Origin of the sequence: Micromonospora sp. NPDC053740, from assembly GCF_040677775.1 — a bacterium.
Lineage (GTDB): Bacteria > Actinomycetota > Actinomycetes > Mycobacteriales > Micromonosporaceae > Micromonospora > Micromonospora alfalfae.
In genome coordinates, this window is sequence record NZ_JBFASO010000005.1 from 287,984 (window position 1) to 312,562 (window position 24,579).

Annotated in this window: 21 protein-coding genes; 9 read left to right on the forward strand and 12 right to left on the reverse strand. The window is 72.0% G+C overall.

Annotation, left to right across the window (positions count from 1 at the left end; all coding sequences use genetic code 11):
• The first annotated feature begins 138 nt into the window (after positions 1-138).
• From AB0K35_RS16495 to AB0K35_RS16510, 4 genes are all read left to right on the forward strand, one after another.
• Positions 139-978, forward strand: a complete 840-nt coding sequence (locus tag AB0K35_RS16495; RefSeq protein ID WP_363885991.1) for a hypothetical protein — start codon at positions 139-141, stop codon at positions 976-978.
• Between the two features lie 157 nt (positions 979-1,135).
• Positions 1,136-1,474 carry a metalloregulator ArsR/SmtB family transcription factor gene (locus AB0K35_RS16500; RefSeq protein WP_091400640.1) on the forward strand — a complete coding sequence of 113 codons (339 nt, stop codon included), beginning with the start codon at positions 1,136-1,138 and terminating at the stop codon, positions 1,472-1,474.
• Complete coding sequence (locus AB0K35_RS16505) at positions 1,471-1,947, forward strand: SRPBCC domain-containing protein (protein WP_238671868.1); 477 nt, start codon at positions 1,471-1,473, stop codon at positions 1,945-1,947. The genes AB0K35_RS16500 and AB0K35_RS16505 overlap by 4 nt, the downstream gene beginning before the upstream one ends.
• Positions 1,944-2,606, forward strand: a complete 663-nt coding sequence (locus tag AB0K35_RS16510) for a dihydrofolate reductase family protein (protein WP_238671867.1) — start codon at positions 1,944-1,946, stop codon at positions 2,604-2,606. The genes AB0K35_RS16505 and AB0K35_RS16510 overlap by 4 nt, the downstream gene beginning before the upstream one ends.
• 87 nt (positions 2,607-2,693) lie before the next feature.
• On the opposite strand, the gene AB0K35_RS16515 is transcribed toward AB0K35_RS16510, so the two are convergent.
• The 4 genes from AB0K35_RS16515 to AB0K35_RS16530 all read right to left on the reverse strand — a co-directional run bounded on the left by AB0K35_RS16515 (position 2,694) and on the right by AB0K35_RS16530 (position 5,517).
• On the reverse strand, positions 2,694-3,113 hold the full coding sequence (locus AB0K35_RS16515; RefSeq protein ID WP_238671866.1) for a VOC family protein: 420 nt from the start codon (positions 3,111-3,113) through the stop codon (positions 2,694-2,696).
• Positions 3,110-3,529 (reverse strand): VOC family protein, encoded by a 420-nt coding sequence (locus AB0K35_RS16520; RefSeq protein WP_238671865.1) that lies wholly within the window; start codon positions 3,527-3,529, stop codon positions 3,110-3,112. Before AB0K35_RS16520 ends, AB0K35_RS16515 begins: the two co-directional genes overlap by 4 nt.
• 147 nt (positions 3,530-3,676) lie before the next feature.
• Entirely contained in the window at positions 3,677-4,852 is a 1,176-nt protein-coding gene (locus AB0K35_RS16525; RefSeq protein ID WP_357283985.1) for a HAMP domain-containing sensor histidine kinase, read from the reverse strand.
• Positions 4,849-5,517 carry a response regulator transcription factor gene (locus AB0K35_RS16530; protein WP_238671863.1) on the reverse strand — a complete coding sequence of 223 codons (669 nt, stop codon included), beginning with the start codon at positions 5,515-5,517 and terminating at the stop codon, positions 4,849-4,851. The genes AB0K35_RS16525 and AB0K35_RS16530 overlap by 4 nt, the downstream gene beginning before the upstream one ends.
• 142 nt (positions 5,518-5,659) lie before the next feature.
• On the opposite strand from AB0K35_RS16530, the gene AB0K35_RS16535 reads away from it, so the two are divergent.
• Entirely contained in the window at positions 5,660-6,811 is a 1,152-nt protein-coding gene (locus tag AB0K35_RS16535; protein WP_363885996.1) for a peptidase C39 family protein, read from the forward strand.
• Here the strand turns inward: AB0K35_RS16535 and AB0K35_RS16540 are convergent, their stop codons facing one another.
• Both AB0K35_RS16540 and AB0K35_RS16545 read right to left on the reverse strand, forming a co-directional pair.
• On the reverse strand, positions 6,812-8,095 hold the full coding sequence (locus tag AB0K35_RS16540) for a PQQ-binding-like beta-propeller repeat protein (RefSeq protein ID WP_363885999.1): 1,284 nt from the start codon (positions 8,093-8,095) through the stop codon (positions 6,812-6,814). It lies immediately after the preceding gene.
• Entirely contained in the window at positions 8,092-9,390 is a 1,299-nt protein-coding gene (locus AB0K35_RS16545) for a PQQ-binding-like beta-propeller repeat protein (protein ID WP_238671860.1), read from the reverse strand. The genes AB0K35_RS16540 and AB0K35_RS16545 overlap by 4 nt, the downstream gene beginning before the upstream one ends.
• 133 nt (positions 9,391-9,523) lie before the next feature.
• Between AB0K35_RS16545 and AB0K35_RS16550 the strand changes: the two genes are divergently transcribed.
• Positions 9,524-11,386: a hypothetical protein gene (locus AB0K35_RS16550; protein WP_238671859.1), complete on the forward strand. Its 1,863-nt coding sequence runs from the start codon at positions 9,524-9,526 to the stop codon at positions 11,384-11,386.
• Here AB0K35_RS16550 and AB0K35_RS16555 read toward each other — a convergent pair whose 3' ends face one another.
• Complete coding sequence (locus tag AB0K35_RS16555) at positions 11,387-13,183, reverse strand: hypothetical protein (protein WP_357367516.1); 1,797 nt, start codon at positions 13,181-13,183, stop codon at positions 11,387-11,389.
• Positions 13,183-14,946 carry a hypothetical protein gene (locus AB0K35_RS16560; RefSeq protein ID WP_363886152.1) on the reverse strand — a complete coding sequence of 588 codons (1,764 nt, stop codon included), beginning with the start codon at positions 14,944-14,946 and terminating at the stop codon, positions 13,183-13,185. Before AB0K35_RS16560 ends, AB0K35_RS16555 begins: the two co-directional genes overlap by 1 nt.
• Before the next feature lie 389 nt (positions 14,947-15,335).
• On the opposite strand from AB0K35_RS16560, the gene AB0K35_RS16565 reads away from it, so the two are divergent.
• Positions 15,336-16,502, forward strand: coding sequence for a hypothetical protein (locus AB0K35_RS16565; RefSeq protein WP_363886154.1), 1,167 nt, complete (start codon positions 15,336-15,338; stop codon positions 16,500-16,502).
• Positions 16,503-16,881: 379 nt separating this feature from the next.
• Here AB0K35_RS16565 and dxs read toward each other — a convergent pair whose 3' ends face one another.
• From dxs to AB0K35_RS16580, 3 genes are all read right to left on the reverse strand, one after another.
• Positions 16,882-18,828, reverse strand: a complete 1,947-nt coding sequence (gene dxs / locus AB0K35_RS16570) for a 1-deoxy-D-xylulose-5-phosphate synthase (protein ID WP_238671857.1) — start codon at positions 18,826-18,828, stop codon at positions 16,882-16,884.
• A gap of 93 nt (positions 18,829-18,921) precedes the next feature.
• Positions 18,922-20,163 (reverse strand): TRAM domain-containing protein, encoded by a 1,242-nt coding sequence (locus AB0K35_RS16575; protein WP_238671978.1) that lies wholly within the window; start codon positions 20,161-20,163, stop codon positions 18,922-18,924.
• Between the two features lie 70 nt (positions 20,164-20,233).
• The gene (locus AB0K35_RS16580) at positions 20,234-22,318 is read right to left on the reverse strand and encodes an APC family permease (RefSeq protein WP_363886003.1); all 2,085 of its coding nucleotides are present in this window, start codon (positions 22,316-22,318) and stop codon (positions 20,234-20,236) included.
• A gap of 163 nt (positions 22,319-22,481) precedes the next feature.
• Between AB0K35_RS16580 and AB0K35_RS16585 the strand changes: the two genes are divergently transcribed.
• Together AB0K35_RS16585 and AB0K35_RS16590 are read left to right on the forward strand one after the other, a co-directional pair.
• Entirely contained in the window at positions 22,482-23,147 is a 666-nt protein-coding gene (locus AB0K35_RS16585; RefSeq protein WP_112586756.1) for a TrkA family potassium uptake protein, read from the forward strand.
• Positions 23,148-23,150: 3 nt separating this feature from the next.
• A complete protein-coding gene (locus AB0K35_RS16590; RefSeq protein WP_238671855.1) occupies positions 23,151-23,840 on the forward strand; it encodes a TrkA family potassium uptake protein in 690 nt (229 codons plus the stop codon).
• A 43-nt stretch (positions 23,841-23,883) separates the two neighbouring features.
• Here the strand turns inward: AB0K35_RS16590 and AB0K35_RS16595 are convergent, their stop codons facing one another.
• The gene (locus AB0K35_RS16595) at positions 23,884-24,567 is read right to left on the reverse strand and encodes a DUF3159 domain-containing protein (protein WP_238671854.1); all 684 of its coding nucleotides are present in this window, start codon (positions 24,565-24,567) and stop codon (positions 23,884-23,886) included.
• Positions 24,568-24,579: the final 12 nt, after the last annotated feature.

Sequence of the window (24,579 nt, forward strand, 5' to 3'; positions counted from 1 at the left end):
ACCGTCCCTGGTGGACGGACCGGCCACCGCGACCGTTTGTGATCAGAGAACTGCTGGGTGCGGGTTTTCGCGGGTACGACGGGCGCGCCGCGCCGGGTTAGGATCACGCGTTTTGCACCCCCATCTTGGAGCTGACTGATGTCCCAGCCGCCGGCCAATCCCTACGGCCCGCCGCACGATTCCCCCGACCCGTCGCAGCAGCCGGGCCAGCAGCCTGGTGGCTGGCCGCCGCCGCAGCAGCAGGGACAGCCGCAGCAGCCCGCTGGCTACCCACCCGCGCAGCCGGGCTTCCCGCCCGCGCAGCCCAGCTTCCCGCCCGCGCAGCCCGGTTTTCCGCCCGCGCAACCGGGTCAGCCGTACGGTGACCCGAACCTGGCCGGCGGCCCGCCCCCGGCGAAGAAGTCGAACGTCGGCAAGATCGTGCTGATCGTGTTGGCAGTGGTGCTGGTGCTCTGCGTCGGCGGCGCGGCGATCATCTGGTTCGTCGCCAAGGGGCCGGTGAACGACGTGCTCGACGCCAGCAAGACCCGGGTGGTCGCGCCGGGCACCCTCGCCGGCCGGCCGAAGCTGACCAACCCGGAGCTCCAGAGTGCTGCCGAGCAGGCGGTCGCCGGGATGAAGACGGCGGCGGGGAACGAGACGAGCACCATCGCCGCCTTCTACGGCGACCCGACCAAGCAGGACCTCGTCATGATCGCGGGCGTCTCCGGGCTGCTGTCGGACCCGAAGAAGGAGCTCGACGCCTATGTGGACGGCCTGTCCAAGCAGCTGACTGTGGACACGATGACGGCAGTCGACGCCGGTCCGCTCGGCGGCGAGGCGCGCTGCGGCGACGGCAAGGCCGCGACTGTGCCGCTGGGCATCTGCGTCTGGGCCGACCGGGGCAGCCTGGGCATGGTGGTGATGTACTTCAAGTCCGCCGACCAGGCGAAGGCCGAGTTCACCACGATCCGGGGCCAGGTCGAGAAGCAGTCCTGATCGGTGCGAGACCGGGGCCCCGGCCACCCTCGGGTGGTCGGGGCCCCTGTTGCTCTCCTGAAGCGCGCCGACCGGCCGCGGTTGGCACGGCGGCCACCCCGGGGCCACCGATACTGTGCCCTTGCGCTAAGTGTCATCTCCCGCAACACTTAGCCGCATGGCACAGTATTCGGCGCAGCTCGACGGCGTGTTCGTCGCCCTCGCTGACCCGACCCGGCGCTGGGTCATCCGCCGCCTCGGCCACGGTCCGACGAGCGTCGGCGACCTCGCCCGCGAATTTCCGATGACCCTTCCCTCGTTCATGAAGCACGTGCAGACGCTCGAGTCGAACGGACTGATCCACACGACCAAGTCCGGCCGGGTGCGCACCTGCGTGCTCAACCGCGAGCGCCTCGCTGTCGTCGACGACTGGCTCGCGGAGCAGCGCCGGATCTGGGAGGAGCGCACGGATCGCCTGGAACGCCTCGTCACCGATGAGCAGGAGAACCAGCAATGAATCCCGACCTGGACCTGAGCATGGCGCGGATCATCCGCGCACCTCTCGCCGCCGTGTGGAGCGCCTGGACCGATCCGTCCCGCTTCGAGAAGTGGTGGATACCGGCGCCGGCCCTGTGCCGCGTCGATCGCTTGGACGTCCGGCCCGGTGGCGGACTCGTGACCCGACTGAGCGAGGACGGGGTGGAGTTCGTCCCGCACCTCGACGCATGCTTCCTCGTCGTCGACGATCTCGAACGGATCGTGTTCACCAACGTGATCGACAGCGCCTGGCGGCCCGCGCATCCAACCCCGGTCCCGATGACCGCGGAGATCACCATGAAGGATCATCCGGACGGCACGGACTACCGGATCATCGTCCGTCACGGTGATCCCGCCGCTCGTGACCTCCACGAGAAGATCGGCTTCGCGGACGGCTGGGGCTCGGTCACCGAACAACTCGCCGGGCTCGCCGAGCGCCAGGGGGCGCTGTGAAGATCGTCCTTACCCAGTTCGTCACTCTCGACGGCGTCAGCCAGGGGCCCGGCTCGCCGACCGAGGACACGAGCGACAACTTCACCCGGGGCGGCTGGCTCGTGCCCTACCTGGACGAGGTCTTCGTCCGCCGGACCTCCGACTGGTTGGATCTCGCCGACGGTCTGCTGCTCGGACGGCGGACCTACGAGGCGTTCGCTCGCGACTGGCCGCAGATCACCGACCCGGACGATCCGTTCACCGAACGCATGAACTCACTACCGAAGTACGTCGTGACCAACACCCTCGCGGAAGGTGGTTGGCACCCGACGACGGTGCTCCGCGGAGACCCGATCCACACTGTCGGAGAGCTCAGGGCTCAGCCAGGACGGGAGCTCCAGATCCACGGGAGCGCACGACTTGGCAAGGCTCTGTTGTCGGCCGGCCTCGTCGACACACTCCGGCTCGTCGTAGCCCCCGCCGTGGCCGGTTCCGGGCGGCGGCTGCTCGACCATCCGAGCGCATCCGTCGGCCTCCGACTGGTTCACCACGAAGCGACAGCGAAGGGCCTGCTCCTGCTCGAGTACGAGCATGTCGGCGCTGCCCCGGTGGCGGAGTACGAGGGCGCGACGGCCTTCGTCCAGTCACCCGCGCCAGGGCACGGCCCGGCCACAGCCTGAACCTCGCGGTCAGGTCCCGCCCCGGGAGTGTGGCACCGGGCGCCGGCCACGCGAAGGTGGCCGACGCCCGGTGCCGTACGTCGACTGTCAGGCCGGTTCGACACCCGCCGCCGCGGCCCGCGCCGCTGCCGCTGCGGCCCGCTCGGCGGCGTTGCCGAGCACGCAGAACTCGTTGCCCTCCGGGTCGGCGAGCACCACCCAACCGCCGCCGGTCGGGCCGACGTGGTCGGCGACGAGCGTCGCGCCGATGCCGAGCAGCCGCTCGACCTCCTCGGCCCGGGTGCGGTCGGCGGGTTGCAGGTCCAGGTGCAGCCGGTTCTTCACGGACTTGCCCTCGGGCACCGCGATGAACAGCACCTCCGGGCCACCCGGCGGCAGAAGCATCGCCTCCGGGTCGCCGGGAAAGTCGTCGGGCTGCCGGGGGCAGTCGAAGACCTGCGCCCAGAAGCCGGCGAGGGCGTACGTGTCGTGACAGTCGATGCTGATGTTGTGAATCGTCGAACTCATGCCTGGTCCTCCACAGTGGTGTCGACCCGCTCCCCGGCACTGCGGAGCACGCAGAACTCGTTTCCCTCCGGGTCGGCGAGAACCGCCCAGCCCGTCCCGTCGGTGCGCCGCTGGTCGGCGACCATCGTGGCCCCGAGGCCGAGCACCCGCTCGACCTCCTCGTCGCGGGTCCGGTCGACCGGTTCCAGGCAGATGTGGACCCGGTTCTTGGTCACCTTGTCCTCGGGCACCGCTTGGAAGAACATGTTCGGCGTGGCACCGTCCGGCGGCAGCAGGGCGGCTTCCGGGTCACCCGGAACGTCCTCCGGGAGCCGGGCGTAGCCGAGCACCGCCGACCAGAAGCCGGCCAGGGCGTACGTGTCGTGGCAGTCGAAACTGATGTTGCGGATCCGTGGATGCACGGGTGGTCTCTCCATCTTCGGATGGGGACGCTCCGCCGCCGGGGGTCAGCCTGCGAGGACCCGGGGTGCGGAGCCTTGACTGATGGACATCGCGCACCCCCTTCCACTCTCCGAGCTGACCCGGCGATCTTGCCACCGGCCGAGTGGGGCGCGCAACCCCGATCAGCCGGCGACGGACACCGTCGCGGGCACGGCCGGGGCGTCCGACGACGGCAGGGTGACAGTCACCTCCAGGCCACCGCCGGGCTGCGCGACCACCCGTACGGCGCCGCCGTGCGCGGTGCAGACCGCCCGGACGATGGACAGCCCCAGGCCGGAGCCACGGGCTCCGGTGCGTTCCCGGCCACCACGGCGGAACGGCTCGAACAGCCCCGGCACGTCGGCCTGGTCCACCTCGAAACCGGTGTTCCCCACCACCAGCCAGGACCGGTCACCGTCGGTGCCGGTACGCACCCAGAGCCGCCCGTGCAGGTGGTTGTAGCGGACCGCGTTCTCGATCAGGTTTCCGGCCAGCCGGTCGAGCAGCCCCGGGTCGCCGACGACCGGCGCCGACTCCAGCGACGTCTGCACCCGCAGGCCGATCCGTTCCACCTCGCGGCGCATCGCCGACAGTGCGTTGGCGGTGCCCGCGGCGAGGTCACACTCGGTACGCCGGCCCAACTGCCGCCCAGCCTGCGCCTCGCTGCGGGCCAGCACCAGCAGCGCGTCCACCAGGCCGTTGGCCCGCTCGGAGGCGTCGCGGACCACTGTCGCCATCCGTCGGTACTCGGCGGTGTCCGCGTCGTCGTCGCTGAGCGTCACGTCGATTTCCGTCCGCATCACAGCGAGCGGGGTACGCAGCTCGTGCGAGGCGTTCGCCACGAAGCGCTTCTGGGCCTCGAAGGCGGACGCGATCCGGTCCAACATGGCGTCGAACGTCTTGGCCAACTCGGCCACCTCGTCGTCGGCGCCCGAGTAACCGATCCGCTGGTCCAGGGTCGCCTCACCGAGCCGCTGGGCGGTCGCCGTGACCTGGTGCAGTGGGCGTAACGCCCGACCGGCCACCGCGTACGCGCCGGCCACCCCCACCACGCTGATCGCCAGCAGCGCGACCAGGCCCTTGGCCAGCAACTCCCCGGAGGCGGCATCGACCAACTGCCGCTGCCACTGGGCGGCGTCCATCTGCCGGCCGTCGGAGAGCAGCACCATCGTGCCGGGCACCAACTCGTCGGTGGGTCGCAACGCGTCGCGGACCAGCAGCCAGGCCAGCAACACCAGGATCGCTCCGGCGCCGATCAGCAGCACCCCGTTGAGCAGTGTCAGCCGCAACCGCAGGGTGGGTCGCAACCGCCGGCTCATGCGCTCACCTCGGCGGTGCGGTAGCCCGCGCCGACCACCGTCTCGATCAACGGCGGGTCACCGAGCTTCTTACGGAGCGTCATCACCGTGACCCGGACGATGGTGGTGAACGGGTCGGTGTTCGCGTCCCAGACCCGTTCCAGCAGTTCCTCGCTGGAGACCACCGCGCCCCGCGCCTTGAGCAGTTCGCTGAGCACACCGAACTCCTTGTTCGTGAGGTCCACCGGCACCCCGGCGCGGGTGGCCACCCGGCGGGCCGGGTCGAGCACCAGGTCGGCCAGTTCGAGCACCGGCGGCGCGGCCGGGGTGGCCCGCCGGCCCAGCGCCTGCACCCGGGCGACCAGCTCGTCGAAGGCGAACGGTTTGGGCAGGTAGTCGTCCGCGCCGAGCTGCAACCCCTCCACCCGGTCGGCCACGGTGCCGCTGGCGGTGAGCATCAGCACCCGGGTCAACGCGCCGGAGGCCGCCAGGTCGGCGCAGATCTGGTCGCCGTGCACACCCGGCAGGTCGCGGTCGAGCACCACCACGTCGTACCTGGTGATGAACGCCGCCTCGTGGCCGGCGTCGCCGTCGTACGCCACGTCGACCGCCATCCCCCGCTTGCGCAACCCCCGTGCGATCGCGTCGGCGAGGTTGCGCTCGTCCTCGACCACCAGTACCCGCATCCCGGCCTCCTCGCTGCTGACCACCGACAACCTAGTGCCGGCCGGCAACCATCGTCCCGCGCCGTCCGCGCCGGCCGGCGTTGCGGGCCACCGCGGCGTACGCGATGCTGGCCGGCGGTATCGAGCGACGGACGGACCTGGCATGACCACTGCGGCACCACCCACCCGGCGAGACATCGCCTACCGGGGTTTCCACCTGCCGGCCGACACGGCCAGTGGCAGCGGCGACGGCCTGCTCGCCAGCGGTCGAGGGCTCACCCTCGACGGCGTCGCCCCGCAGGGCACCTGGACGTCGCCGCCGGTACCTGTCGGCTTCGCCGTCGCCGAGGTGGTGCCGTCCTGGACGGCCGACACCCCGGACGGCTGCTGGATCGCTGTCGACCTGCGCGGCTGGCACGACGACGCACCCAGCACCGACTGGTACCGCCTGGCCCACTGGGCCGCCGACGACCACACGGTACGACGCACCTCGCTGCCCGGACAGCGCGACAGCGCCGCCCGGGTCGACACCGACACCCTGATCGTGACCGGAGCGACGGTCACCGGTTGGCAGGCGCGGGTGACCTTGTGCCGGCCCGCCGGCAGCCCGACCGGCCCGGTGCTGCGCAGCATCGGCGCGGTCGCCACCGGCCCCACGACGGCTCACCAGGGGTACGCGGGAGAGCCCGTCCCGTCCGCTGCCTGGGGCCGGGTGTTGGACGTGCCCCGCTACTCGCAGCGGCTGCACGCCGGCCAGTACCCGCAGTGGGGCGGTGGCGGGGACTCATGGTGCAGCCCCACCTGCACCTCGATGGTGCTCGCCCACTGGGGCGCCGGGCCGACGCCGGACCGTTACGCCTGGGTGGAGCCGTCCGGCCCGCGTCCGGTGGTCGTCCACGCCGCCCGGCACTGCTACGACCACGCGTACGCCGGGGCCGGCAACTGGCCGTTCAACACCGCGTACGCCGGTCTGCACGGGGTGGACGCGTTCGTCACCCGGCTGCGGTCGCTGGTCGAGGCGGAGGCGTTCGTCGCCGCCGGCATCCCCCTGATCGTCTCCGCCGCGTTCCGGGCCGACGAGGTGCCGGGGCTCGGGTACGACACCGGGGGGCACCTGATGGTGCTTGTCGGCTTCACCGCCGACGGCGACCCGGTGCTCAACGACCCGTACGCCCCGGACGACGACGCGGTCCGTCGCACCGTGCCCCGGCAGGGGTTCGAGGCGGTCTGGCAACGCGGCAGCGGCGGGGTGGCGTACGTGCTGCGGCCCGCGTCGGCGCCGCTGCCCCCGCCGCCCACCCAGGCGAACTGGTGATCAGCCGGCCAGTTTCCAGAGCTGGTAGGAGCCGGTGGTGGTGGCGATGCACAACAGGTAGCCGGTGACCGCCTGACACCCCCCTGTGACATCGGGCAGCACGTCCACGATGTGCACCTTTCCGGCGGCGATGTCCAGCTCGCCGACGAGCACCCCTCCGTCGGGATGCCGGCGCAGGCCGAGCAGCCGGCCGCCAACACCTAGCTGGTACAGCTCCCACCGGCCCAGGTCGGCCAACTGCTGGCCGGTCAGCGCATCGAGCACGACGTACTGCTCCGACGGACCGACGCCGCTGATGTTGGCCATCAGCCGGCCGTCGGTCGGCCAGGCCCACCCCCACTGGCTGCTGCGCCAGCGCACCTCGCCGGTTGCCGGGTCGAGCGCCTGCAACTCGTTGTTGCCGGTGCGCAGACACAGGACGGGTCCACAGTCCAGCGCGAAGTCGATGTGCACCCTGGCACGGGTCCAGCGGGGCTTGAGCTGGTCCAGCTCGTACGCGGTGACAGTGCCCGAGCCTCTATCGAGGACCAGCAGCAGGTCGTTCGACAGGTCCAGTCCGATCCGACCACCGTCGGGTGGGCGCAGGTCGGCGCGGGCCAGCACCGCGCCGGTGTTCGCGTCGCGTACCTCGACCGGCCCGTCCAACTGGTTGAGCACCACCCGGTCCACCCCGAGCCCGGTGTCCCGCACCCTCATGTCGGGGCTGAGGCCGGACAGCTCCCAGCGGACGGTGCCGCAGCACGGATCCACAGCACGCAAACTGGACGGTTCGGTCTCGCCGCCGTTGCGCAGCAGCAGGTTGCCGTCGGTCAGCTTGGAGACGGCGCCCGGCTGCTGCCACCGGTACGCCCCGGTCGCCCGGTCCAGTGCGACGGTGAGTGTCTCCCGACCCTCCGGGCCGATCTCGTACCCGGTGGCCAGCAGCGTCCCGGCCAGCGGAATCATCCCCCAGTACCGAGCCTCCGCTGGCAGCGTCACCTGCCAGACCGGCTCGACGCCGGGCAGCCGATACGCGGCCAGCCGCGCCTGCCGCGCTTCGGTACTGGCCGGCTCCATGACCAGGAGCAGATCACCGTCGATCATGACATCGGACCCGGGCCGGCCCGGCAGCGTCACCGGGGCCCGCCGAGGCGGTACGACGGCGGACGCGGCGAGCGTGACCAGCGCCAGCACCATGACCAGCGCAGAGCGCAGCGGGCGACCGTGAGCGCGAGGTGGGCGGGGCGTCGACTCCGGGTCCGGGTCGTCCCGCAGCTCGCCGAGGTCGATCACCGAGTCGGTCACCGCGTCAACCTCCACAGAGCGGTAGTGCCGTCGAGGCGCTGGCAGAGCAGGACCGGCAGGGACGCCTGGCAACTGCCGGCGATGCCCGGCAGCACGTCGACGATGCGCGTTCGGCCGGCCACCAGGTCCAGTTCGGCGACGACCATCCGACCGTCGTCACCCCGCCGCACACCGACCAGCGGGTCGTCCGGCCGCAGCACCGGCATCAGACTCCACACGCCCAGCTCGGTCCGCATCTGCCCGGTGGCCGCGTCCCGCACCGCGTACCCCTGGCCGGGTCTGGCCATCAGGAGCCGACCGTACCGGACGTCGGCCAGGACGTCCTGGCCCGGTTCCGACCACCGCACGGCGCCGGTGCCCGGGTCGAGCACCTGGAGGCCGCCTGTCTGCGGCACCGCGCAGAGCAGACCGCCGCATTCGAGCACATGCGACACCAGCGTCACCTCCGAGGTCCACAGTGGCTCCAACTCGGCCAGCCCGAAGCTCACCAGCCGGGTGCTGCCCGGCGGGACGAGCAGCAGCAGGTCGTCGACGATCTGCACCCGCTGGTACGCCGACCGGTCACCGGGCAGCGTGTCGATGCTGCGCAGCAGTCGGCCGGTGCCGGCGTCGTGCACCTGCACCTCGCCGGTCGGTTGCAGGAGCACGAACCGGTCGACCTGCCCCTCGGGAGTGAGGTGGTAGGTGGGGCTGGCGGCCGGCGGGATCGGCACCGACCAGAGCACCAGGCCGGTGTCGGGCTCAACGCCGCTCATCGCGCCCGACCCGTCCTCCCGGCCATTGGTCACCAGCAGGCCACCGCCGGGCGTCGGCTGGGGAGCGCCGGGATGCTGCCAGCGTTGCCGGCCCGTCGCAATGTCGAAGGCGGTGGTCTGGAACAACCGGTTGGGGGCGCCGACCGCCAACGCCAGCACCAACCCCTGCTCGACCCGGACGTCGAGATAGTTGCCGGTGCGGGCCAGCGGCGCCTGCCACCGCCGCCGCACCTCGGCACCGGTCGGTGCCGGCTGGGCGTACGCGGTCAGGTACCGGGCCCCGTCGGGTGCCGGCGGATCGACGACGAAGACGCCGTCCCCGGCCAGGTACGCGGTGGCCATCCGCGACGCCGGCACCACGCTCACCGTTCGCTGCGTTGCCGGCGCGGCGCCGGCCAGCACCACCAGGCTGAGAAACAGCACAGTCGCGCTGCGCAGCGGGCGACCAACGGCGCGCGGGCGGCGCACCGGAGGTGCCGGCACGGGCTCGTCGCGCATCTCGCCCAGCTCGATGATCGACAACGACCGTTCCTCCGTCACCAGGTAAAGCTGGCCGACGGGTCACTCTCCGGCAAACCGACAGTCAGCGCACCGGCCCGGCAAAAGCGACGGAACCCCGCCTGTACGATGGCGCGTCGTGGCTGTGCCGGTGGTAGACCCTTCGCTGATTCCCGTGACCGACGCCGATCCGGCCGAGGTCGAGTCGACACGGCGGCCTCGACGCCGTCCGGCCCGAGCCGACCTGTTGGCCCTCGGAGCCTATGTGCTGCTGGGCGTCTTCGTCTGCCTCAACTACTGGGGTGACGTCAACGGCCGGGTCTCCTCGCACCTGCCCACCGACCACAGTTGGTTCGAGTGGCTGTTCGCGCACGGCGAGTACTCGGTGCGGCACCTGGAGAACCCGCTGTTCACGGCCCGTCAGAACGCCCCGGACGGGGTGAACATGATGGCCAACACCTCGCTGCTCGGGGTGACGCTGCCGTTGGCCCCGCTGACCATGCTGCTCGGCCCCCAGGTGATGTACTCGCTCTACCTGGGCGCGGCGCTGGCGGCCACCGCCGGCACCGGGTACTGGATGCTCTCCCGCCACCTGGTGCGCTCCCGGGCGGCGGCGTTCGTCGGCGGCGCGTTCCTCGGCTTCGCGCCGGGAATCATCCACCACGCCAACGGCCAACCGAACTTCGTTTCCAACTTCCTGCTCCCGCTGATCGTGGTGCGGGTGCTGACCCTGGGTGAGCCGGGCCGGTGGCGACGCAACGGGCTCGTGCTCGGTGCGCTGGTGGCGTACCAGATCTTCATCAACGAGGAGATGCTGCTGCTCACCGCGCTGGCCTGCCTGGTCATCGTGCTGGCGTACGCCGTGCAGCGGCCGCGGGCCACCCGGGCCGCAGCCGGCACGTTCCTGGCCGGGCTCGGCGTCGCCGGCGGGCTGGCCCTGGTGCTCACCGCGTACCCGATCTGGTTCCAGTTCAACGGCCCGCAGTCCTACCGGGGCCTACAGGGTGGCGTCTTCCACAACTGGGGCGAGGACCTGGTCGCCTTCGTCACCTTCGCCCGGGACACCTGGGCCGGTGACCCGGCCGTGGAGAAGACGATCGGGCTGACCGAGCAGAACACCTGGTTCGGTTGGCCGCTGGTGCTGCTCTCTGTGGTGGCTCTGGTGCTGCTCGTACGCCGCTCGCTGGCCGCCCGGATCGCCGCGGTGCTCATCGTGGTGTTCAGCGTTGCCGCGATCGGGCCGTTCGTGCGGTTCAACGGTGTGGAGACCGGCGTGCGCGGCCCGTGGTCGTACGTGTCGGACGACCTGCCGCTGGTCGAGATGATGATGCCGACCCGGTTGACGCTGGTGGTCGCCGCCGCGGTGGGCGTACTGCTCGCGTTGACCTGGGACGCCGCACACCGCCAGGGGCGCGCGGTGGCCGACCGGCCGCGGGTGCCGGCCCAGCGGGTGCCCGAGACGACCTCGGCGACGTCCGACGACGAGCCTGCCGCGCCGGCCGTCACGCGCCGCCGGTGGCTGCGCCCGGTGGGGTACGCGGCGGTCGCGCTCGCCGTGCTTCCGCTCTTCCCCCGCCCGCTGCCCGCCCAGCAGATCGACCCGCCGCCGCACTTCATCACCGCGGGCGGCTGGCGGCCGTACGTGCCGGCGGGCCGAACCCTGGTGCCGGTGCCGATCCCGAGCAACGTGCACGGTCTGCCGACGCTGCGGTGGAGTGCGCTGACCGGGCAGGAGTTCCCCGTTCCGGGCGGCTACTTCATCGGCCCGAACGAGCTGGGTGAGGGGGTCTTCGGTGCGCCGAACCGACCGACCAGCTCCCTCATCTACGCCACGATGGACAGCGGCACGCTTCCGGCGCTGACCGACGAGAACCGCCGGCAGGCCGTCGAGGACCTGCGGTTCTGGCGGGCGTCGGTGGTGGTGCTCGGGGCGCACCCCCGCGAGGCTGTGCTCCGTGAGCTGGTCGCCGCCCTGCTCGGGCCACCGCAGCGGGTCGACGACGTCTGGGTCTGGGACGTGCGGGCCCTGGTGGGTTAGTCAGCCGACCCGGTCCCGGACGTCCCACAACCATCCGCCGTCGACCGGTCGGCCCGGGCCGAGCAGGTCGTCGACGGTCCGGCGGACCGGGTCAGAGTGCTCCAGGTGCCCGAGTACGACCACCGCGGCACGCCAGTGCCGCAGGTCCTCGACGGCCCGGCGGCGGTCGGCGTCGGTGAGCACCGGCACCGCTCCGGTCTCGGCCACCTGCCGCAGCAGCACCGACGTGGGCCGGTCCGGCGCACCCCAGCGGGCCGCCGGGTCGTCGGGGCCGCTGGGGCCGATGAAGTAACCGCCCGGCGCGGCGAACCCCAGTCCGGTACGGGCGGACCAGAGCATCACCGGGCTGCGCCCGGCACCGGTGACCGGGGGCACCGCGACCACCGTCCGACCGGGCGGCACCAGCGGACGCCAGCCACCGGCGGCGAGAAACGCCGGCACCGGCGCGACCGGCACCACGCGGATCGGAGTCGGAAACAGGGGCAGCAACGCGGCGGCGACCGCGCCGGCCCACAGCAGCCGCACCGGTAGGCCCGGCGCCACGTTCGGCCTCCGCGCGGCCCGGACCCGGTCCACTGACAGCGCCACCAGCACACCCAGCACCGGAACGCAGACCAGCGCGAACCGGGCCGGCACCGCGAGATCGAGCAACGGCAGCCCGCCGACCAGCCGGTACGGCCCCGCAATGCCGGTGGCCGCGCCGTCCACCCGCAACTCGTCGCCGAGCGAGAGCAGGGCGAAGACCACGCCGCAGGCGGCCAGTGCCCGCACGAGTGGTCGTCGCCACTGCCAGATCACGATCACCACGGCGAGCACCAGCAGACCCGGGCCGAAGAACGAGTTCTCCTCTGTCGGATTCGGCGAGAGCAGCCCCGGCAACCAGTCGTCACCCAGCACCGTCTGCCGGGCCGACGCGGTGAACGAGGCGACGTCCAGTTGGAAGCCCTGCGTGGCGAACGCCATCCCGGAGTAGTGCTGCGGGCCGTGGAACTGGAACCACAGCGGGTACGCCAGCGGCACCGCCGCCACGCCGGCCGCCACCGCCAGTCGACCGAAGAGGGCCGGCGCCAACCGCCGTGCGGCCACCCGGTCGGCGAGCGCGTAACCCAGCGCGAATACGCCGGCCGCGAGCACCAGGAAGACCAGCACCTCCTCGCCGATGAAGACCTGCCAGACGAGCAGCAGCCCCAGGCCGACGCCGGGCCGCCACACGCCGTCTCGCGTCGTCTCCGCGGCCGGCCGGAACACCAGGGCGAGGATCGCGGGCACCAGGAACTGGGCGGCGATGTGCAGGTGGGCGCCCGCCTGGGCGATCATGCCCGGGGCGAAGCCACAGATCAGCCCACCCACCGCGGCCGGGGCCCGGCTACCGACCAGCCGGCGACGCAACAGCACGTACCAGGCGACGGCCGTCCCGGCGAGGCAGCAGACGACCGCCACGCAGAACGCCACCTGCGAGCCGAAGAGCACTGTGACCGGGGTGAGCGGGACACCCAGGCCGAGCACCGAGGTGTTCGCCATCAGGTTGACCCCGTCGGGCGCGTTCAACACGGTGCTGAAGAGCGGGTTCTCCCCCTCGACCACCGCGTGCGCCGCGTGGGCCAGCATCCACTCGAAGAGGATCTGGTCACCCGCCTGGTGGAACAGCCGCCACTGGTGACCCCACTGCCCGCTGGTCACCAGCACGGCGAGGCCCAGATAGCCGGCGACCACCAGCGCGTCCCGCAGCCAGGCCGAGCGGGACGCGCCGACCGTCGCCGGGGGCGAGATGTTCGGGGACGTCGTCCCGGCGGTCATCAGACCGAACGGTCGCTGATCGTCCGGACGTCCCAGACCCAGACGTCCAACTCCTGGCGGCCCGGACCGACCAGTTCCTCGACGGTACGTCGCAGTGGCTCGGCGTTCTGCTGCCGCACCGGCAGCACCAGGATCGCCGCCCGCCAGTGCCGCAGCTCGTCGGTGAAGCGGCGACGCTGCCGGTCGTCCAGCTTCGGCGTCCGGCCGGTGGTCGCCACCTCCTCCAGCATCTGACCCACCCCGCTGGGACGACCGCCGAACCGGCCCGCGTCACCGGTGTTGCCGTTGCGGGGCGCGAGGAAGTAACCGCCGGGGATCTTGAAGTCGAGGTTGGTGGCCGCCGCCCAGCGCATGCCGTGCGTGTTGCCCATGCTCGGCACCGGGATCGGCACCAGCGTCTGGTCCGGCCCGACGTACGCCCGCCACCGGTCCGCCGTGATGAAGTCCGGCACCGGCGGCCGGGAGACCATCCGCAGTGGCATCGGTGCGATCGGCAGCAGCGCGAAGGCCAGGCCCGCGGCGGTGAGCACGTGGACGGTACGACGGTCGGCCGGGCGTAGCGCCCAGGCCCGCTCGACGGCGAGTGCCAGCAGCAGGCCGATCACCACGCTGGTGATGAGCCCGAACCGGGTCGGCACCACCGCGTCCAGCAGCGGCAGGTGGACCAACCACTGCCACGGCCCGGTGATCAGCTCGCGGTCCCACCAGGAGACCCCCTCGCCGAGAGAGAGCACGGCGAAGAACACGCCGGTCACCGCGAGCGCCCGAACGATCAACTCCCGGCGCAGCCACACCACGATGCCGATGGCCAGCATCGACAGGCTCCAGCCGAAGAAAGCGTTCTCCTCGGAGTAGTTCGGCGCCAGGTTGGTGTTGGCTCGCTGGTTGCCGCCGAGGGTGGGCGAGCCGGGGGCGAAGAAGGCGGCTATGTCGTTGCCGTAGTCCTTCACCGCGTCACTGAGCCCGTGGTACGCCATCGGCCCGGCGAACTGCACGTAGAGCGGGTACGCCAGCAGCGCCCCCGCCAGCAGCGCGCAGGTCACCACGCCAACGCCCAGGGGCCGCCACGCCGCCCGCCACCGGGCCGGCTCCTGGGCGAGCACCGCCAGCAGGAAGACGCCGCAGGCCAGCGCCGTGAAGAGCAGGATCTCCTCGTTGATGAACGCCTGCGCGGTGACCAGCAGGGCGAGCAGGGCCCCGTCCCGCACCGGTTTTACGGACCGGGTGAGCACCAGCACCCGCCACACGATGAACGGCAGCAGGAACTGGCTGATGATGTTCGGGTGCCAACTGGCGTGCGAGAGCATCGCGGGCGAGAACCCGCAGAACCAGCCGCCGACCGCCGCCGCGAGCGGGGTACGCACCAGGTGGCGGGAGAGCATCAGGTACCAGGCCATGGCGGTGCCGGCGAGACCGAGCGTTACCAGCACCACGAAGGAGACCGCCGGCCCGAAGAGCAACGTCACCGGGACCATCGGGATACCCAGCGCCAGCACTGCCGTGTTGGCCATCAGGTTGACGCCGTCGGGGTAGTTGAACTGCTCGGTGTAGAACGGGTACTCGCCGTGCAGCACCACGCGTACCGAGTGGGCGAGGAAGAACTGCACCTGCGCCGGGTCACCGGTGTAGAGCGAGGCCACCCGACCGGAGGGGTCCAGCCAGATCCGGCTGGTCACCCAGAGTGCGGCGAGCAGGAACAGTCCACCCACCGCCAGGTGCTGCCGACGCCGGGTCCACCGCCGCCACCACGCCCGCGTCGGCACCGCGCTCTCGGCCGGCGTTGCGGTCTCGGCCGGCGCTGGGGTCGGGGCGGCCGGCGCTGTGGGCTCGGCCGGCGCTGTGGTGGGGGCGGTCAGCGCGGGCGGGCCGGCGAAGAGGCCGGCCGGTGTGCGGTAGCTCACCAGCTCGGCGGAGTCGACTGCCGCCTCCGGGTGCGGCGCGGGCAGGGCGCGGGACTCGGCAGGCGTCACAGTCGGCGGAGTCTACCGGAGCAACCAAAACGCCCTAAACCCCCGGTGCTGTCCATTGTGGTGGTTCGGATGCCGGCCAACTGAGGTGCCGCATCGGACATCTCGTACTATGGCGCTTTCCGACAGCGACGGCGAGGCGATCGGGGGCGGATCAGGTGACTCCAGGCCGTCGGTACGGCAGGGTGCTTCCCGTCCTGCTGAGCGCGCTACTGGCCGGCACGGCCTGCGGCCCGGTAGCCGAGCGGAAGCCGCAGGACCTTCGGGTCGGGTACGACAGCCTGGACGGCACCCTCGCGGTGTGGCCGCCCCGGGGCGACCTCTCCGGGGACGCCACGGCGACGGCGGCGGTCACCGCTGCGGTCCGGGGCTGGCGGTCACCGGCCGACAACCGCGCGCACCTGCCCTCCTCGGGCATCCTCTTCTCCGGTCGGGTCGACGGCGCCCCGGTGGCGCTGGTGGCCGCCGACGTACCCGGCGAAAGCGCATCCTGGCTGCTGCAACTGACCCGCGAGGGCGACCGGTACGCGGTGACCCGCGCCACCGAGTACACCGATCCGGGTTACCTGGTCTACTCCGACGTGCTGCCGGTGCAGACGACCGGCGGCCGGCGTTACCTGGTCTCGGCCCGGGTGCAGAGCCTCCTCGGGCCACAGGACCGGACGTTGCCCATCGCCGACGGTCTCAGCGCACCGGTCGACGTGCCGTCCTGCACCGCCGTCGGCGTCACCGCGACGCTGCGGACCACCGAGTCGCTCCCCCGTGGGCGGGCCGCCGACCGGCTGCTCGACCTGGGCACCGGCACCGTCGACCCGCGCTACCCGTTGGTCCGCGACGAGTCCGGCACGGGCCGGCGGGCCCTCAACGGCCTGAACACCTGTGTGCTGTCCGGCGATCGGGGCCCCTTCGGCAGCATCCCCCGCCGAATCGGGGACCAGGACGCCCCACGCTCGGTGCCGACGTCCTGGCCGATGGCGAAGCTGACCGTACGCTCGCTCGGCGAAGTCGCCCTTGGCGGCGGCGAGGCGGCCGAGTTGCAGCAGCTCAGCTGGGACACCGACGCCGGCGCGATGACGGCGGTGATCTATCGACCGGCCGACGGGAGCGCGCCCGTCGTCTCACCCGCCGACCGGGCCACCCCGTTGCAGGCGTACCAACTGCCGGTGCCCGGTCAGCCGCTGGTGGTGCTGAGCTGGCGGCCCACCCGGGACAGTTCCCTGTCCGTTCCGCCGGGCACTCCCCTGTTGGTCGAGCGCCCCGGCCTGGCGGTCATCCCCACCCCGTCGCGCTCCCAGACCTACAGCCTCGCCAACAGCGACAAGACCCACTACCGCTCAATCTCCCCCCGCTAACCCCCCACCCCCGCTCCCCCGCCCCGCCCCGCCCCGCCCCCCTCCCGCGATCTTGCACTTTCTGCGCCGACAAATCGGGAATCAAGGGGCATTCCGTCGACCAAAAGTGCAAGATCGGCGAGCGGAGTGGCGGAACGGAGTGCCCCCCACCACCGCACCGGCACCGGACCACCGCACGGCACCCCTCACCCGGTCGATCATGGACTTGTGGTGCCCCACAAAAGTCGCGAATCATCAGCATCCGCCCACCATTAGTCCTTGATCGACCCGAGATGGCGGGGGTGCGGCGGGACGGGGCGGGGTGGGGTGACGTGGGGCGGGATTGAGCGAGGCGGCGGGCACCCCTCGAAGGGGGCCCGCCGCCTCGTGTTACCTGCGGTCAGTTCTGTGCGGCTGCGTCGCTGGGGGTGAGGCGGTCCGGGGTGGCGTCCAGGCCGGAGATCCAACCGGTGACGTTGCGGGCCACGTCCTGGGCGGTCAGGCCCAGGTCGGCGAGGATCTGCGCGCGGGTGCCGTGCGGGTGCCACTCGGCCGGCACACCCAGGTCCTTGAGCGGCACCCGGACGTCGGCGTCGCGCATCGCCTGGGCGAGCGCGTCACCCACACCGCCGACCCGGACACCGTCCTCGACGCTGACCACGAGCCGGTGGCGGGCGGCCAGGTCGACAAGCTCCGCCGGGACCGGACGCACCCAGCGCGGGTCGACGACGGTGACCCCGTAGCCCTGCTCGGCGACGCGGGCGGCCACCTCCATGCCCAGTTGGCCGAAGGAGCCGACGGCGACGAGCAGCACGTCGGTACGGGCGGACTCGGCCAGCACGTCGACAGGGCCGACCCGGCGCAGCGCCGGCAGGTCCGCGGCGACGGTGCCGGTCGGGAACCGCACCACTGTCGGGCCGTCGTCGACGGCCAGCGCCTCGCGCAACTCCTCGCGCAGGGTGGCGGCGTCGCGGGGGGCGGCGATCCGCAGCCCCGGCACCACCCCGAAGACCGACATGTCCCAGATGCCGTAGTGGCTGGGGCCGTCCGGGCCGGTGATGCCCGCCCGGTCCAGCACGAAGGTCACCGGCAGCTTGTGCATCGCCACGTCCAGCAGGACCTGGTCGAAGGCGCGGTTGAGGAAGGTGGCGTAGACCGCGACCACCGGGTGCAGCCCGCCGAGCGCCAACCCGGCCGCCGAGGTTGCGGCGTGCTGCTCGGCGATGCCCACGTCGTACACCCGCTCGGGGTACTTGCGGGCCAGCTTGGCGATGCCTGTCGGCTCGGCCATCGCGGCGGTGATGCCCACCACGTCCGGACGTTCGTCGGCGACGGCGAGCAGCTCGTCGGCGAAGACGTGCGTCCACTTCACCGCCGGGGCGGCCAGCAGCGCGCCGGTCTCCACGTCGAAGGCGCCGCCGGGGCCGTGCAGGCAGTCCGCCTCGTCCTCCTCGGCCGGGCGGTAGCCGTACCCCTTGCGGGTGACGGCGTGCACGATCACCGGGCCGCCGAAGTTCTTGGCCGCGCGAAGCGCCGCCTCGACCGCCGCCACGTCGTGCCCGTCCACCGGGCCCACGTACTTGATGCCGAGGTCCTCGAACATGGCCTGCGGGGCGACCGCGTCCTTGATGCCCTTCTTGACGGCGTGCAGCACCTCGTACATCGGCTTGCCGACCAGCGGGGTGGAGCCCAGGGCGTCCTTGACGGTGTCGAGGACCTTCTCGTAGCCGGGGTTGAGCCGCAGCGAGGAGAGGTGGTCGGCCAGCCCGCCGATGGTCGGCGAGTAGGACCGGCCGTTGTCGTTGACCACGATCACGAGGGAGTTACCGGCGGTGGCGATGTTGTTCAGCGCCTCCCAGCACATGCCGCCGGTCAGCGCGCCGTCGCCGACGACTGCCACGACGCTGCGTGCCTCGCCCCGCAGGGCGTACGCCTTGGCGAGGCCATCGGCGTAGGACAGCGCTGTGGAGGCGTGCGAGTTCTCGATGAGGTCGTGCTCGCTCTCCGCCTGGCTGGGGTAGCCGGAGAGGCCACCGCGCTGGCGGAGCTTGTCGAAGCCGGCCTGACGCCCGGTGAGGATCTTGTGTACGTACGCCTGGTGGCCGGTGTCGAACAGGAGCCGGTCCCGGGGGGAGTCGAAGACGCGATGCATGGCGAGCGTCAGCTCGACCACACCGAGGTTGGGCCCGACGTGCCCGCCGGTACGGGAGACCTTGGTGATCAGGAAGTCCCGGATCTCGGCGGCGAGGACGTCCAGTTCCTCGCCGGACATCCGCTTGACGTCCTGCGGACCACGAACCGTCCCCAGCAGCCGGCCGTGGTTGGCCGTGTCCTCTTCAACACTCATGACCGGAGAGTCTATCGGCCCTGCGGTACTCCGCAGCCTGGCCCGAGCCCCACGCACCCGCACCGGGCGAGGAGTGGGCAGCTGAGCACCCGGTCAGGCGCCGCCCGGGGTGTTCTCCAGCGCGTCCGGGGGGAGCAGCAGCCCGACCTGCTCGACGTGCTGCGTCATCGGGAAGAGGTCGAAGCCCCGTAGCGCCGCCAGCCGCCAACCGAGGTCGGCGAAGGTCCGCACGTCCCGGGCGAAGGCGGCCGGGTCACAGGCCACGTACGCGACCGCCCGCGGACCGGCGGCGGCCAGCGCGCGGACCACCTGGGCTCCGGCCCCGGAGCGCGGCGGGTCGAGCACCACCAGGTCGACCGGGCCGGTGATTCGTCGGCGGGCCAGCGCGGTCTCCACCCGGGCCGACACCACCTCGACGCTGGGCAGGTCGGCGAGGTTCTCCCGGGCGGCGGCGACACCCTGCGCGGCTGCTTCGACGAGTGTCACCCGGCCGGTCGCGCCGATCCGTGCGGCCAGCCCGGCGGCGAACAGCCCAGCGCCGCCGTAGAGGTCCCAGGCGACCTCGCCCGGCTGCGGGTCCAGCAACTCCAGCACGGCGGTGGAGAGGGCGTCTGCGGCGGCCGGGTGCACCTGCCAGAACGCGGACACGGGCAGCGTCCAGTCCCGTCCGGCGGCGACCTCGCGGACCTCGGTCGGGCCACTGACCGGGGTGGGCACCCCGTCGCGGATCTCCGTGACGGTCACGTCCCCGCCGGTGCTGGCGACGGTCTCCACCGCATCGGCGGCCGGCCAGCGCGCGCCGGTGGGGGTGAGCACCGGCAGCTGCTGGATGGCCGGGTGGGCGATCCGGCAGCGGTCTATCGGCACCACCTCGTGCGAGCGGTGCTTGAGCAGGCCGGCCCGGTCGGCGGCGTCGACCGCGTAGCGGACCCGGGAACGCCAGCCGAGCAGCCCACCGGGCAGCGCCTCGACCCGGACGCCGAGCCGGTCCAGCTCGACGTCGGTCAGCCCTCCGAGGCGGACCAGTTGCTCGCGGACCACAGCGGTCTTCCAGGCCAGCTGCGCGGCCGGTGCGACGTGCTGGAGGTCGCAGCCCCCGCAGGCACCCGGCTTCGCGTACGGGCAGGGCGGCTCCACCCGGTCCGGTGAGGGCTCCAGCACTGTCACCGCGTCGGCCCGGACGAACCCCCGGTGCACCTCGGTGACCTCGGCGATGACCCGCTCACCCGGCAGCGCGTGCCGGACGAAGACCACCTGCCCGTCCACCCGGGCGACACAGTGCCCGCCGGGGGCGACCGCGTCGACGGTCAGCTCGACCCGGTCCGTCTCGGCCAGGCCCCGCTCGAACGTCGTCGAGGCCGACGCCGTCGGTGTCCTGGGTGTCGCGGTCCGCGGACCGCCCGGCTCAGTCACGAGTGTTCCCCATCGTTTCGCTGTTCTCGGGCCCGCCCTCGCCGGGCGGCGCGCTGGCCACCGGCGGCGCGGCGACCAGCGGTGGCACGGCGCTCCGTGGCCCACGCGCCGGTGTCCGGGACAGCGTGGCGTCCAGCCGGTCCAGGTTCTTGCTCGCTGTCGACGCGAGCTGCCACGGCACGCTGACCACCATCACCCCAGGTTCGAAGAGGAGCCGGCCCTTGAGGCGCAGGGCGCTCTGGTTGTGCAGCAGGTTCTCCCACCAACGGCCGACCACGTACTCCGGGATGAACACGGTGACCACGTCCCGGGGCGACTTGCGGCGGGTGGAGGCGACGAAGTCCAGGATCGGGCGGGTGATCTCCCGGTACGGCGAGTCGATCACGGTGAGCGGGATCGCCATCTCCCGTCGCTCCCAGTCGGCCTGCAGGTCCCGGGTGTCCTTCTCGTCCACGTTGACGGTCACCGCTGTGAGCGTGTCCGGCCGGGTGGCGCGGGCGTAGGCGATGGCCCGCAGCGTCGGCTGGTGCAGCTTGCTGACCAGCACGATCGCGTGGTTGCGGGCGGGCAGCACGGCCCGACCCTCGTCCGGCGGGGTCAGCTCGACGGCGATCCGGTCGTAGTGCCGGCGGATCGCCAGCATCAGTACGTAGATCACCGCCATCGCGGCGATCGCGATCCAGGCGCCGAGCAGGAACTTGGTGATCAGGACGATCACCAGCACCGCGCCGGTCAGGCCCGCGCCGAACGTGTTGATGGCACGGGAGCGGTGCATCCGGCGGCGCGCCTCCGGGTCCCGCTCGGTACGCAGGTGCCGGTTCCAGTGCCGGATCATGCCGGCCTGGGAGACGGTGAACGAGACGAAGACCCCGACGATGTAGAGCTGGATGAGTCGGGTCACCTCGGCCTGGAAGCCGACGATCAGCACGATCGCGAAGAGGGCCAGGAAGACGATGCCGTTGGAGAAGGCCAGCCGATCGCCCCGGGTGTGGAACTGGCGGGGCAGGTAACGGTCCTGGGCGAGGATCGAGCCGAGCACCGGGAAGCCGTTGAACGCGGTGTTCGCGGCCAGGAAGAGGATCAGGGCGGTCATCCCGGCCACCACGTAGAGCAGGATCGACCCGGAACCGAAGACCGTCTCGCCGAGCTGGGTGGTGACCGTCTTCTGCACGTACCCCTCGGGGCCGGAGACGATCTGCAGGCCCGGGTCCTCGACGAACTGGAGGTGGGTCAGCCGGGACAGCCAGATGATCCCGACCAGCATGCTCACCGAGATGCTGCCGAGCAGCAGCAGGGTGGTGGCCGCGTTGCGGCTCTTCGGCGCCTTGAACGCCGGCACCCCGTTGGAGATCGCCTCGACACCGGTGAGCGCGGCGGCGCCCGAGCTGAACGTCCGCAGCAGCAGGAAGATGAGCGCGAAGCCGGTCACGCTGTGCTCGGCCTGGATCACCAGGTCGGCGCTCGGCGCGCGCAGTTCGTCACCCAGCACGAAGACCCGGAACAGCCCGGTGAGCAGCATCCCGCCCATCACGATCACGAAGCCGTAGGTGGGGATGGCGAACGCCGTGCCCGACTCGCGCAGCCCACGCAGGTTGACAGCGCTCAGCAGGACAACCGCGCTCACCGCGATCAGGACCTTGTGGGTGGCCACGAACGGCACCACCGAGCCCAGGTTGGCCACCCCGGAGGAGACCGACACCGCCACGGTGAGCACGTAGTCGACAAGCAACGCGCTGGCCACCCCGACGCCGAACTTCGGCCCCAGGTTGACGGTGGCCACCTCGTAGTCGCCGCCACCGGACGGGTAGGCGTGCACGTTCTGCCGGTAGCTCGCCACCACGGTGAGCATGACCACGACCACTGCCAGCGCGATCCACGGCGAGAAGACGTACGCGGAGGCGCCGGCGATGGAGAGGGTCAGCAGGATCTCGTCGGGCGCGTACGCGACGCTGGACAGCGCGTCGGAGGCGAACACGGGCAGCGCGATGCGCTTCGGCAACAGGGTGTGCTGGAGCCGGTCGGACCGGAACGGTCGACCGAGAAGAATCCGCTTCAGCAGCGAGGTGGGACTGGCCACGAACGCCAAGAGTACGACCACCACGGCGGGGGCGCGGGGGTGGGCGATCATCGCTGCTCGCGACGGCGGGGTACGGTCGGTCCCCGCTCGTGACCGGGACGTGGCAGGCTCGCACTCGAAGGCCGCCGGCAGCGGGAGTGGTACGCACCTTGGGAGGGACAGCGTGCACGTCGTGATCATGGGATGTGGTCGGGTCGGGTCGACCCTCGCCCACAGCCTGGAGTCCCGAGGGCACTCGGTGGCGGTGATCGACCAGGACGCCGACGCCTTCCGCCGGCTCGGCCCCGACTTCGCCGGGATCACGGTGACCGGGGCCGGTTTCGACGGTGAGGTGCTCCGGCAGGCCGGCATCGAGCGCGCGGACGCCTTCGCGGCGGTGTCCAGCGGCGACAACTCCAACATCATCTCGGCCCGGCTGGCCCGCGAGACGTTCGGCGTGTCCCGGGTCGCCGCCCGCATCTACGACCAGCGCCGCGCGCAGGTCTACGAGCGGCTGGGCATCCCCACAGTGGCGACAGTGCGGTGGACGGCGGACCGGATGCTGCGACACCTGGTGCCGGAGGGCAACGTGGAGATCTTCCGCGACCCCACGAGCACCGTGTCGATCGTCGAGGTTCCCGTACACAAGGACTGGATCGGCCGACCGGTGCGGACGCTGGAGGACGCGACCGGGGCGCGGGTGGCCTACCTGATCCGCTTCGGCATCGGCACGCTGCCCACCGGCTCCACCGTCATGCAGGAGGGCGACCAGGTGTTCATGCTGGTCAGCGATGACATCGTGGCGACGGTCACGTCGGTGGCGGCGACGCCGCCGGAAGGAGGGCACTGAGCCATGCGGGTCGCCATCGCGGGCGCGGGCAACGTGGGCCGCTCGATCGCCCAGGAGTTGATCGACAACGGCCACCAGGTGATGCTGATCGAGCGCCAACCCAAGATGCTGCGCCCGGACCGGGTGCCGGCCGCCGAGTGGGTGCTGGCCGACGCGTGCGAGCTGAGCAGCCTGGAGGAGGCCGACGTCGCCGGCTGCGACGTGGTGGTCGCGGCGACCGGCGACGACAAGACCAACCTGGTGCTGTCGCTGCTGGCCAAGACCGAGTTCGCGGTGCCCCGGGTGGTCGCCCGGGTCAACCGGGCCGAGAACGAGTGGTTGTTCACCGAGCAGTGGGGCGTGGACGTCGCGGTGAGCAAGCCGCGGGTGATGGCCGCGCTCGTCGAGGAGGCGGTCACCGTCGGCGACCTGGTCCGGCTGATGACCTTCCGACAGGGCGAGGCGAACCTCGTCGAGATCACCCTGCCGCCGACCGCCCCCTACGTCGGTCAACCGATCCACGCCGTGCCGTTGCCCCGCGACTCCGCCCTGGTGGCGATCCTGCGCGGCAAGCGGGTCCTGGTGCCCAGCCCGGACGATCCGATCGAGGCCGGCGACGAGCTGATCTTCGTCTGCACCGCGGAGGTGGAGGACGCGGTCCGCGCGGTGATCCTCGGGCCGGACAGCGTCGAACGGACCCGCAGCTCACGCTGACGCCGACGGGCGCGCTGAGCGATCCGGGTGGCCCGGCCGTCGCTCAGGCGCTGGGCAGCGGGGCCGGCGGCGACTCCCGGGTGACCCGGCGCACCGTCCAGACCGTGATCAGCAACAGCAGCGCGTACGGCGGGTAGCCCAACGCCAGCCGGGCCACGCCCAGGGCGGTGTCCTGGTGGGCCAGGTAGAGCCCGGCCTGCACGCCCACCTTGGCCAGCCAGACCACGCCCCAGAGCACTGTCAGCTGGGTGAAGGTGCGCACCAGCTTCGGGTCGGACCGCCACTCCGAACGGCCCTTGGCCACCAACACCGACCAGATCCAGCCCACCAGCGGCTGCCGGATCGCGGCCGAGATCAGCAGGGCGACGCCGTAGCCGATGCCGTAGAGGATGCCGGGGAGGTAGAAGTCGCGCTCGTCGCCTGTGCGCCACGCGATGGCCGCGCCGACGCCGACGCCGAAGAGCCCGTTGACGGCGTGCCGAACCGGCCGACGCTGGGCCAGCCGCAGCCCCGCGATCAGCACGGCGACCGCGATCGACGCGATCACCGCCGGCCGCAGGTCGCCGATGACGTTGGCGACGACGAACACCACTACCGGGATGCTGGACTCGACCAGCCCGCGCCAGCCGCCGAGCTGGTCGGCCATCTGCTCGGCGATCGTCGGCAGCGGCTCCTCGTCCTGAGGGTCGGTCTCCGGCTGTGCCGCCCGGTCCTGTCCCGTCGTCATCGCCGGCCTTCC

Coding starts and splice junctions, on each gene's coding strand:
- AB0K35_RS16495 (WP_363885991.1), top strand. CDS start 139: ATGTCCCAGCCGCCGGCCAATCCCTACGGCCCGCCGCACGATTCCCCC.
- AB0K35_RS16500 (WP_091400640.1), top strand. CDS start 1,136: ATGGCACAGTATTCGGCGCAGCTCGACGGCGTGTTCGTCGCCCTCGCT.
- AB0K35_RS16505 (WP_238671868.1), top strand. CDS start 1,471: ATGAATCCCGACCTGGACCTGAGCATGGCGCGGATCATCCGCGCACCT.
- AB0K35_RS16515 (WP_238671866.1), bottom strand. CDS start 3,113: ATGAGTTCGACGATTCACAACATCAGCATCGACTGTCACGACACGTAC.
- AB0K35_RS16520 (WP_238671865.1), bottom strand. CDS start 3,529: ATGGAGAGACCACCCGTGCATCCACGGATCCGCAACATCAGTTTCGAC.
- AB0K35_RS16525 (WP_357283985.1), bottom strand. CDS start 4,852: ATGAGCCGGCGGTTGCGACCCACCCTGCGGTTGCGGCTGACACTGCTC.
- AB0K35_RS16530 (WP_238671863.1), bottom strand. CDS start 5,517: ATGCGGGTACTGGTGGTCGAGGACGAGCGCAACCTCGCCGACGCGATC.
- AB0K35_RS16535 (WP_363885996.1), top strand. CDS start 5,660: ATGACCACTGCGGCACCACCCACCCGGCGAGACATCGCCTACCGGGGT.
- AB0K35_RS16555 (WP_357367516.1), bottom strand. CDS start 13,183: ATGACCGCCGGGACGACGTCCCCGAACATCTCGCCCCCGGCGACGGTC.
- dxs (WP_238671857.1), bottom strand. CDS start 18,828: ATGAGTGTTGAAGAGGACACGGCCAACCACGGCCGGCTGCTGGGGACG.
- AB0K35_RS16590 (WP_238671855.1), top strand. CDS start 23,151: ATGCGGGTCGCCATCGCGGGCGCGGGCAACGTGGGCCGCTCGATCGCC.
- AB0K35_RS16595 (WP_238671854.1), bottom strand. CDS start 24,567: ATGACGACGGGACAGGACCGGGCGGCACAGCCGGAGACCGACCCTCAG.